Source organism: Cupriavidus sp. FW305-27 (assembly GCF_058787995.1).
The window spans coordinates 49,080-58,362 of sequence record NZ_JBYTAG010000049.1 but is presented as its reverse complement, the minus strand read 5'-3'; the positions used below and the strand labels follow the sequence as shown (position 1 = coordinate 58,362).

Here is a 9,283-nt window from a genome sequence, read left to right as displayed (position 1 = left end):
GGCGGACCCCGGCGCGCAAGCGGCGCCGCGGTCGGCGGAAAGACGGGAAGTGCGGGAAAACCGAAGGAGGAGGAACGAATCCGGCAGCGCCGGGATCCGTCCTCAGTTCTGCGGGATCTCGATCTTGACCTCGAGCACCTCGAGGTTGTCCTGGCGCTCCAGGCTGACGCGCAGGTCCTGGTCGCCGATCTTGACGTACTTGGAAATCACCGCCACCAGCTCGCGCTGCAGCGCGGGCAGGTAGTCGGCGGGCGCGGAATGGCCGGTGCGCTCGTGCGCCAGGATGATCTGCAGCCGCTCCTTGGCGACCGACGCGGACTTCTTCTTCTCTCCCAGCAGGAAGGAAAGGATCGACATGGGGTGAGCCCTCCTTGACCGTTACTTGTTGCCGAAGATGCGGGAGAGCAGACCCGGCTTCTGGTAGTCGGTGAAACGCATCGGCTTGTCCTTGCCGAGGAAGCGGTCCACCACGTCGCCATAGGCGTCGGCCACGTCGCTGCCTTCCAGGTGGATGGCGGGCGTGCCCTGGTTCGAGGCGTGCAGCACGGCTTCAGACTCCGGCACCACGCCGATCAGCTTGATGCGCAGGATTTCCTGGATGTCGGTCAGCGACAGCATTTCGCCGCCATGCACACGCTTGGGGTTGTAGCGGGTGATCAGCAGGTGTTCCTTGATCGGGTCGCCGCCTTCGCTGGCGCGCTTGGTCTTGGAGGCCAGGATGCCCAGGATGCGGTCCGAATCGCGCACCGACGACACTTCCGGGTTGGTCACGATCAGCGCCTCGTCGGCGAAGTACATCGCCATCAGCGCGCCCGACTCGATGCCGGCCGGCGAGTCGCAGATGATGAATTCGAAATCCATCTCGATCAGGCCGTTGATGACCTTCTCGACGCCTTCGCGCGTGAGCGCGTCCTTGTCGCGCGTCTGCGAGGCCGGCAGGATGAACAGGTTCTCGCACTTCTTGTCCTTGATCAGCGCCTGGCGCAGGTTGGCTTCGCCCTGCACCACGTTGATCAGGTCGTACACCACGCGGCGCTCGCAACCCATGATCAGGTCAAGGTTGCGCAGGCCGACGTCGAAGTCGATCACGGCAGTCTTGTGGCCGCGCAGGGCCAGGCCGGCGGCAAAGCTGGCGCTGGTGGTGGTCTTGCCGACGCCTCCCTTGCCGGAGGTCACAACGATGATTTTTGCCATGGCTCTTTGGTCCAGTAATAAGTTGAAGCTTGCGCTCTCTGCAATTCGGTCCCGGGGGCTGCCGCGGTTACTTGAGCCGCAGCGCTTCCAGGATCAGTTTTTCATCGGCCAGGCGCACCTGGGCGGTCTTGCCGAGCACGTCGGCCGGAAGCGTCTGCTCCGCGGTCCGGTAGATGCCGGCGATGGAAATCAGTTCAGGCTCCATGCACGTGCTGAAAATGCGCGCGCCGGTGTTGCCCTTGACGCCCGCCAGCGCACGGCCGCGCAGCGGGGCATAGATATGGATGTTGCCTTCGGCGATCACCTCGGCGCCGTAGCTGACCACGTCCAGGATGACCACGTCGCCCTGCGCGTAGACCTGCTGGCCCGAGCGAAGCGGCTTGTCGATCAGCATGGTCTGGGTCTGGCGGATGGCAGCGGCCACGGCGGCGTCGGTGGTGGCCTGCGCGGCGGCGCGGATGGATTCCTCGCGCGCGGCCTGGTCGGCTGCGGCCTGTTCCGCCGCGGCTGCGGCCCTGGCCTCGGCGGCACGGTCGGTGGCGCGATCGGCGCCACTGCCGCGGCGGGCCTGGCTGTCCAGCAGCGGCAGGCCGAAGCGCTCGGCCCACTCGCGCTGGCCGGGGCGGGCCACCACGCCGATGGCGCGGGCCCTGAGCGTGGCCAGCGTCTCGATCACGGTGCCAAGCGCGACTTCGCTGTCATCTTCCAGCGCGCGCAGGTCCAGCGCAATCACGTCATTGGAAAAGAAGTCGGGGGTGGCTTCAAAGCGGGCGAGGAGGTCATCCCGCAGCGCAGCCATGTCGGCGGTCTGGAGGGCGAGAAGGAGGGCGTCTACGTTGCCACTGCGCAGCTCGAAGCGTGGCGATTTCTTCTGGGACATAGCCGGGTGACCGTGGAAATGCCACATTCTAACGTCGTATCTGTCGCGAACTGTAACAATTGGATCGATATGTACAGCAGGTGGCGCGTGGGTTCCATATGCGCGTGCACGGCACACCGTAGCGCCGGACAAGTGCGGCCAGCGTGGTATGCCGCGCGGGGCAACGCGCATCGAGTCCGGCACAGCGTAAAGGCTTGTTACGATTGCGCCATCTGATCAGCGGAGTTTTCATGGGCGCCATCGTCAATTGCGTGGCCTACCGGCAGGGCAAGCGGCTCGGCACAGTGGGCATGGATGAGATCCGCACCGTGCTGGGGGTGCCCGGCACCTTTGTCTGGCTGGGCCTGCATGAGCCTGACCTCGCGCTGCTGCGCCAGGCCCAGCAGGCGTTCGGCCTGCACGACCTGGCGGTGGAAGATGCGCTCGATGCGCACCAGCGCCCCAAGCTCGAGGCCTACGGCGATTCGGTCTTCGTGGTGCTCAACACGGCGCAACTGGTGGAAGATGAAGTGGTGGTCGGCGAGACCCATCTCTTTGTCGGCCCCAACTATGTGGTTTCGGTGCGCCACGGTGTCAGCAGCACCTACGCGCCCGTGCGCGAGCGCTGCGAGCAGGACCCGCACGGCCTGGCCAATGGCCCGGGCTATGTGCTGTACGCGCTGATGGACTTTGTCGTCGACCACTACCTGCCCATCGTCACGCGCCTGGAAGACACCTTCGAGGCGCTGGAGCAGGGCATCTTCCGCGACGAGTTCGACCGTGCGGCGATCGAGCGCCTGTACCGGATCAAGCGCCAGGTGCTGCGTCTGCGCAATGCGGTCAGCCCGGTGGAGGACATGTGCGGCCAGCTGATCCGGCTGCACGAAGACCTGGTGCCGAAGGAGCTGCGCGCCTATTTCCGCGACATCGAGGACCACGCCAGCCGGCTGGTGCGCACGCTCGACGTGGTGCGCGAAATGCTGACCACGGCCGTGCAGGTCAACCTGGCGCTGGTCACCGTGGGCCAGAACGAGGTGGTCAAGCGGCTGGCCGGCTGGGGCGCGATCCTGGCGATCCCGACCGTGATCTTCAGCCTGTATGGCATGAACTTCGATTTCATGCCTGAACTGAAATTCCACTTCGCCTACCCGGCAGTGATCGGCGTGACCGCGGTCGCCTGCGGGGGACTGTGGCGGCGGCTGCATCGGGCCGGGTGGATCTGAAGACCTGGTTTTATCTGTGCGAGGAATGATCGTGGCAGATATTGTGGCCGATTAATTATTCGCATGGATATTCCGGCGAGTTCGCGCCTGCCTACCGGCGCCGTGTCCTGACTTCTACACTGGATTCAGGAAGGCGCTGTGCCCGGAGTCCGCCATGTCGATTGCCCGCCCCCCGATTGCCGCCTTGCTCGCCGGCGCCACCGCCGCATGGCTGTTGTGCATGCAGGCGGCAGCCTCCGCACCGCAGCCGCCTGCCCCCGCGCAGGTCCAGACCCGCGACGCGGTCACCGCGTATGAAGCGGGCAACTTCGACCAGGCCCTGCGCGGCTTTGCCGATGCGGCCCGGCTGGGCAACCGTCTGGCCCAGTTCAACTACGCAATGATGCTGCTGCGCGGCGAGGGCACCGCCGCCCGCCCGCAGGAGGCGCTGGTCTGGCTGAAAAAAGCGGCCGACAACCAGATGACGCATGCCCAGTACACCTGGGGCGACCTTTACGAGCGCGGCGAACTGGTGCCGAAGTCACTGGAGGAAGCCAACCGCTGGTATGCACTGGCGGCACAGGGCGGGCATGTGCAGGCGCAGATGGCGCTGGCGACGAATTACTTCACTGGCCGGGGCGTGCCGCGCGACTACGGACAGGCGTTCATGTGGTACAGCCGCGCGGCCAGTGCCGGCGACGGCGGCGCGCAATACATCGTCGGCAGCTTCTACGAACACGGCGAGCCCGGCGTGGTCGACCGGGATCTCGAGCAGGCCAAGATCTGGTATGCGCGCTCAGCCGCGCACGGGGATCCGGGCGCGCTGGCGAAGTTGCGGTCGTTGCTGGAGGAGTCGGTGCGGGGAAGGGCGGCGAGGTAGCGCGGTGGGATGCGTGTGCCGGGAAGCGTCAATCATGTCCTCGCACACCTGTCACCTGTGTGCCCGCTCTGTACAGCGGGGGAGGGGACCGGACCGGAGCGGAATCATGGCTTCCCGCCGCTGCCATCTTCCTCGTCATGCAGATGCTCGATGATCGCCGCCACCCGGTCCCCCAGGTATTTGTTGGCCGAGATCTCCAGCGCCCGCATCATCTCCGTCTCCGCCATCACCAGTGCCAGCGGGCGGATGCGCCACAGGATCTCCACCAGCCGCGGCACGTCCTGCGGTGGCGGCAGCTTGCCAATGCCAAAGCGGTCCAGCTCGCGCACCACGGTAGCGACGATATGGTCAGATACCGCCTGGAAATGCCCGCGCGACTGCGCGATGATCTCCAGCACGTCTTCCAGCGCAAAGCCCGCCTGGGCGATCTCCGCGCCCGCGGCCAGCGCGCGCGGGCTGCGCGCGAGATAGCCCAGGCCGTCCGGTTCCAGCAGCCCCAGCGAGATCGCCTTGGCCAGGGCCGGGCGCGAGATCGCGCGGCCGAACAGCCGCGCCAGCGCCAGGTAGGAGTAGTGCCGCGGCGTCTCGTTGGTCCACGGGCTGCTGATGGCAGTCTCCAACCCAAGGATCGAGCGCAGGTCGTGCCCCTCGACGATGGCCTTGAGCAGCTCGGTGATATTGGCCAGCGTATAGCCGCGCGCCAGCAGGTGGTGGATCAGCTTGAGCCGTCCCAGGTGCGCCTGCGTGTAGATGCCGACGCGCCCGCGCCGCTGCGGCGGATCGATCAAGCCGCGGTCCTGGTAGGAGCGCACGTTGCGCACCGTGGTGCCGGCCACGCGCGCCAGCTCGTCGATGGTGTATTCCGGGGCGGGCGGCGTGGTGTCGGACGCCTGGCTGGTCGGGGACGAGGGGTGGCGGCGCCGGATCAGTGTCATGCGAAAAATTCTAACCGAGGAATGCGGCAGGCAAAGGTGGCGGCCGGTATTGCCGATAATGAGGGCATTGCCGCCCCACCTTCAACGGTCCGCCTTCCATGCATATCCGCTGGCTTGAAGACTTCGTCTGCCTGGCCCAGGCCGGCAGCCTGGCGCGCGCCGCCGAGCTGCGCAACGTGACCCCGCCCGCGTTTGGCCGGCGCATGCAGGCGCTTGAGGTCTGGGCCGGCGCCCCGCTGATCGACCGCAGCGCGTTCCCGGTGCGGCTGACCGCCGAAGGGCGCCAGTTCCTGGAAGCCGCGCAGAGCGCCTTGCGCACGCTGGACGAGACCCGCGTGGCGCTGCGCGCCGCGCACCGCGCCGACGCCAGCACGGTCACCATCGCCACCGGCAAGACCCTGGCGCGCTCGATGGTGCCGGCGTGGCTGGCGGGCCTGCGCGAGGCGCTGCGGCACGACCCCGCGGCGGCCGGTTTCCGCACGCAGCTGTCGACCTTCCCGATGCATGACGCGCTAGCCATGTTTGCCGAGGGCGATGCCGATTTCCTGCTCTGCTACAGCCCGCCGGACCTGCCGGTGATGCTGGATGACGCGCGCTACCAGTTCCACCTGGCCGGCGTGGAGCGGCTGGTTTGCGTCAGCGCCGCCGATGCGCGCGGCGCGCCGCTGCACCGGCTTGCGACCGGCAAGGCTGCGGCGAAGCCGGTGCCCATGATCGCCTACGCCGAGACCCTGACACTCGGCCGCATGGTCAACCAGGAGATCGCGCGCCGCAAGCTGGCGCCGCGGCTGGACGTGATCGCGGTCAGCGACTTTGCCGAGTCGGTGCACGAGATGGTGCGCCAGCGCATGGGCCTGGCCTGGCTGCCGGCACGCCTGATTGCCGACGACCTGCACGCCGGGCGCCTGGTGCGTGCCATCAGCGGCGCGCGCAGCGATGATGGCGGCGACCTGGCGCTCGATATCCGCCTGTACCGCCCGCGCGCGCCGATGCGCCCGCTGGCCGAGGCTTTCTGGCAGGCGGCGGTGCAGGCACCGCGCTGATGCGCCTTCGGCCACCATTGCCGAATCGGCAACCGCCCTTGCCAAAGCTGCACGCCGGGCCGGTTCCGCGCTCACTACCATCGCTCCACAACAACCATTCCGGGACCCCCAGAGCCAAGACCATGAAGACCATCCTGCGCGCGGCCGCTGCCGCACTCTGCCTTGCCGCTTCCGCCGGCGCCGTTGCCTCCGCCTGGCCCGCCAAGCCGATCACGCTGGTGGTGGGCTACACCGCCGGCGGCAGCGTCGACCTGGTGGCCCGGACCATTGCCCCGGAGCTGGGCAAGCGCCTGGGCCAGAGCGTGGTGATCGAGAACCTGGGCGGCGCCGGCGGCACCATCGGCGCGGCCAAGGTGGTCAAGGCCGAGGCCGACGGCTACACCCTGCTGATGGGCTCGGGCAGTGAAGTGTCGATCGCCCGCCTGACCAACCCCGCCGTGCGCTACGACGGCGAAAAGGACCTGGTGCCGGTGACCTTCGTCGGCACCCAGCCGATGGTGCTGGTCGGCAAGCCCGGCCTGGCGGCCAGGAACGCGGCCGAGCTGATTGCGCTGGCCAAGGCCCAGCCGGGCAAGCTGTCGTATGCCTCGTCGGGCGTGGGCACGCCGCTGAACCTGGCCGGCGAGCTGATCAAGCAGCAGGGCAAGGTCAATATCACGCACGTGCCGTACAAGGGCGCGTCGGCCATGGCCACCGACCTGCTCGGCGGCCAGATCGACCTGGCGGTAATGGTGCTGTCGTCGGCGCTGCCGCATATCCAGGCCGGCCGCGTGCAGGCCTACGGCGTGACCAACGCCAAGCGCTCGCCGGTGGCGCCGAACGTGCCCGCGCTGGCCGAGACGCCCGCGCTCAAGGGCGTCGACATGGGCGTGTGGTTCGGCCTGATGGGCCCGGCCAGGCTGCCGCAAGCGGTGGTGGAGCGCCTGAACACCGAGATGCAGGCCGTGCTGGCCATGCCGGATGTGAAGAAGAAGCTGGCAGAAGCCGGTGTGGAAGTGGCGCCTGCCAATCCGGCGCAGTTCGGCAGCTTTATCAAGCGCGAGACGGGGCGCTATCGCACCATCGTGCAGACCGCTGGCATTCATGAATAAGTGAGGTTGCGGGGCGGCGTCGCTTCTTGCAAGTGCCCGCCGCCCTTCCTCAACTCGATTCACAACAACGACCCCGCAGGCATACGACCTGCCAGGCGCCCTGAACGCACCGATTCCCATGACCCAGCCCACCGCACCGATCGACGCCTACCCAGTCGATGTCGCGTTCCCCGACATCCGCGCCTACGCCGCCGGCAATACCGGCATCCCCTACCTGTACACCTTCGACAGCGGCCAGCCCGGCCCGCACGTGATGGTCAACGCGCTGACCCACGGCAACGAGGTCTGCGGCGCCATCGGCGTCAAGGCGCTGCTGGACCACGGACTGCGCCCGCGCCGCGGCCGGCTGACGCTGGCGTTTGCCAACGTCGACGCGTACCACAGCTTCGATGCCGCCAGGCCCGACGCATCGCGCTTTGTCGACCAGGATTTCAACCGCGTGTGGACCGCCAGGGTGCTGGATGACGCCAGCCTGGATTCATCGGAGCTGCGCCGCGCGCGCGCCATGCGGCCGGTGATCGACACCGTCGACCTGCTGCTGGACCTGCATTCGATGCATGAGAAAAGCCGGCCGCTGATCGTCTCCGGCCCGCTCGACAAGGGCATCGCCCTGGCGCGCGCGCTGGGCGCGCCGGCCGATGTGATCGTCGACGAAGGCCACCCCGAAGGCCGCCGCATGCGCGACTACGATGGCTTTGGCGATGCCGCCAGCCCGCGCAATGCACTGCTGATCGAGTGCGGCCAGCACTGGGAGCCCGCCGCCGTGACCGTGGCGCAGGACAGCACCGCGCGCTTCCTGCTGCATGCCGGCGTGATCGATGCGAGCGACTTGCCCGCAGGCTGGCTGCAACCGCTGCCCGCCACGCAGCGCGTGGTGCGCGTGACCGAGCCGGTGGTGGCCACCAGCATGGACTTCCGCTTTGCCGGCCCCTATACCGGGCTGGAGACCTTTACCGAGGCCGGGACCGTAATCGGCTGGCGCGACGGCGAGCCAGTGGTGACGCCGTATCCGGATTGCGTGCTGGTGATGCCGTCGCTGCGGCAGCTGCGCCCGGGCGTGACCGTGGTGCGCCTGGGGCGGCTGGAGCGCTGATCCGGGTACGCTGGGCCGGGCGCGGCTGCGCCCGGCAAGATGCTGCGCAGAGAGGCATGGTCCGGCCCTCCGGTTGACTGCTGACAGGCTAGGCCGCCGGGGCGGCCGTGCCCGCCGGCGGCGGGGGCGGCGGCAGCATGCCGGGGAACAGCTGTTCGACCAGTTCATCCAGCTTGGACGACGGCTGCACGAAGTTGCTCAGGTTGAGCCCGCCCGCGCTGCGGTTGGCGTTATAGATGGCCTTGCCGACACGGTCGCCGTTGCGGAACACGGTGATGTCCGCGCTGTTCAGGTACGCAGTCCAGTACCAGGCGCTGCGCGCCGTGTACAGCGCCACCACCGGGCATGCCGCGATCGAGGTCTGCGCCTGCAGCACCTTCACCTCAAAATTGCGCCGCCGCAGCGATGAGAGAAAGTTCTCGACAAAGTCATTGCCTGTGACCGGGTTCACCACCACGCACAGCAGCGTGCCGTTGGCGCCGTAGTTGCCCAGCGGGCCGCCGCCAGCGGGCACCTGGAACGCGACCAGGGGATCGGTGTGGTCGGGCCGGTCGACCGGGGTCACTGCCTGGTAGGTCGAGCAACCGGTGATCAGCAGGCCAAGGCCTGCGGCCAGCATAGCTTTGTACATGGATGTCCTGTATGGCTGGGGCGGGCTGCCATGCAAGACACAGTGGCCACCGCATACCTTCACACTGTAGGCGCCGGCACGCCGATCCAATCGTCCAAACAGAAGCGCAAAACGGCCGCTTCTGCGCCGCGGTGGCGCCTCAGCCGCCCGCGCCGCCGCCTTGAGCCAGCCGGCCCACCAGGACCAGGCACAGCCCGGCAAGGCAGACCCCGATCACTGCGACCTGCAGCCGCGTGACGGGTCTGCCGCCAAACAGCGTCTGGCTGAGCCAGGCGGGCGAAACCACGCCGACGATGGTGGCCACCATGATCAGGATGGCAAGGACGGACAGAACGGATTGCATGGCGGGACTCCG

The 9,283-nt window shown here is 67.9% G+C and carries 11 protein-coding genes; 5 read left to right on the top strand and 6 right to left on the bottom strand.

The window, feature by feature from the left end:
- Positions 1 to 102 precede the first annotated feature (102 nt).
- The 3 genes from minE to minC form a co-directional block, all read right to left on the bottom strand.
- Entirely contained in the window at positions 103 to 357 is a 255-nt protein-coding gene (gene minE / locus AC3WRI_RS22425) for a cell division topological specificity factor MinE (RefSeq protein WP_010811451.1), read from the bottom strand.
- A gap of 21 nt (positions 358 to 378) precedes the next feature.
- On the bottom strand, positions 379 to 1,194 hold the full coding sequence (gene minD / locus AC3WRI_RS22420) for a septum site-determining protein MinD (protein ID WP_010811452.1): 816 nt from the start codon (positions 1,192 to 1,194) through the stop codon (positions 379 to 381).
- A gap of 67 nt (positions 1,195 to 1,261) precedes the next feature.
- A complete protein-coding gene (gene minC, locus AC3WRI_RS22415) occupies positions 1,262 to 2,074 on the bottom strand; it encodes a septum site-determining protein MinC (protein WP_010811453.1) in 813 nt (270 codons plus the stop codon).
- Positions 2,075 to 2,304: 230 nt separating this feature from the next.
- On the opposite strand from minC, the gene AC3WRI_RS22410 reads away from it, so the two are divergent.
- A complete protein-coding gene (locus AC3WRI_RS22410) occupies positions 2,305 to 3,276 on the top strand; it encodes a magnesium and cobalt transport protein CorA (RefSeq protein WP_011614341.1) in 972 nt (323 codons plus the stop codon).
- A gap of 154 nt (positions 3,277 to 3,430) precedes the next feature.
- Positions 3,431 to 4,135 (top strand): tetratricopeptide repeat protein, encoded by a 705-nt coding sequence (locus AC3WRI_RS22405; protein ID WP_010811455.1) that lies wholly within the window; start codon positions 3,431 to 3,433, stop codon positions 4,133 to 4,135.
- A gap of 104 nt (positions 4,136 to 4,239) precedes the next feature.
- On the opposite strand, the gene AC3WRI_RS22400 is transcribed toward AC3WRI_RS22405, so the two are convergent.
- Positions 4,240 to 5,070: a MerR family transcriptional regulator gene (locus AC3WRI_RS22400; RefSeq protein ID WP_010811456.1), complete on the bottom strand. Its 831-nt coding sequence runs from the start codon at positions 5,068 to 5,070 to the stop codon at positions 4,240 to 4,242.
- A 98-nt stretch (positions 5,071 to 5,168) separates the two neighbouring features.
- On the opposite strand from AC3WRI_RS22400, the gene AC3WRI_RS22395 reads away from it, so the two are divergent.
- From AC3WRI_RS22395 to AC3WRI_RS22385, 3 genes are all read left to right on the top strand, one after another.
- Complete coding sequence (locus AC3WRI_RS22395) at positions 5,169 to 6,113, top strand: LysR family transcriptional regulator (protein WP_010811457.1); 945 nt, start codon at positions 5,169 to 5,171, stop codon at positions 6,111 to 6,113.
- Between the two features lie 122 nt (positions 6,114 to 6,235).
- Entirely contained in the window at positions 6,236 to 7,204 is a 969-nt protein-coding gene (locus AC3WRI_RS22390; RefSeq protein WP_011614342.1) for a Bug family tripartite tricarboxylate transporter substrate binding protein, read from the top strand.
- 118 nt (positions 7,205 to 7,322) lie between these two features.
- A complete protein-coding gene (locus AC3WRI_RS22385; RefSeq protein ID WP_011614343.1) occupies positions 7,323 to 8,297 on the top strand; it encodes a M14 family metallopeptidase in 975 nt (324 codons plus the stop codon).
- A gap of 88 nt (positions 8,298 to 8,385) precedes the next feature.
- On the opposite strand, the gene AC3WRI_RS22380 is transcribed toward AC3WRI_RS22385, so the two are convergent.
- Together AC3WRI_RS22380 and AC3WRI_RS22375 are read right to left on the bottom strand one after the other, a co-directional pair.
- Positions 8,386 to 8,928, bottom strand: a complete 543-nt coding sequence (locus AC3WRI_RS22380; protein ID WP_011614344.1) for an Sbal_3080 family lipoprotein — start codon at positions 8,926 to 8,928, stop codon at positions 8,386 to 8,388.
- Between the two features lie 139 nt (positions 8,929 to 9,067).
- Positions 9,068 to 9,271: a hypothetical protein gene (locus tag AC3WRI_RS22375; protein WP_010811461.1), complete on the bottom strand. Its 204-nt coding sequence runs from the start codon at positions 9,269 to 9,271 to the stop codon at positions 9,068 to 9,070.
- Between the last annotated feature and the right edge of the window lie 12 nt (positions 9,272 to 9,283).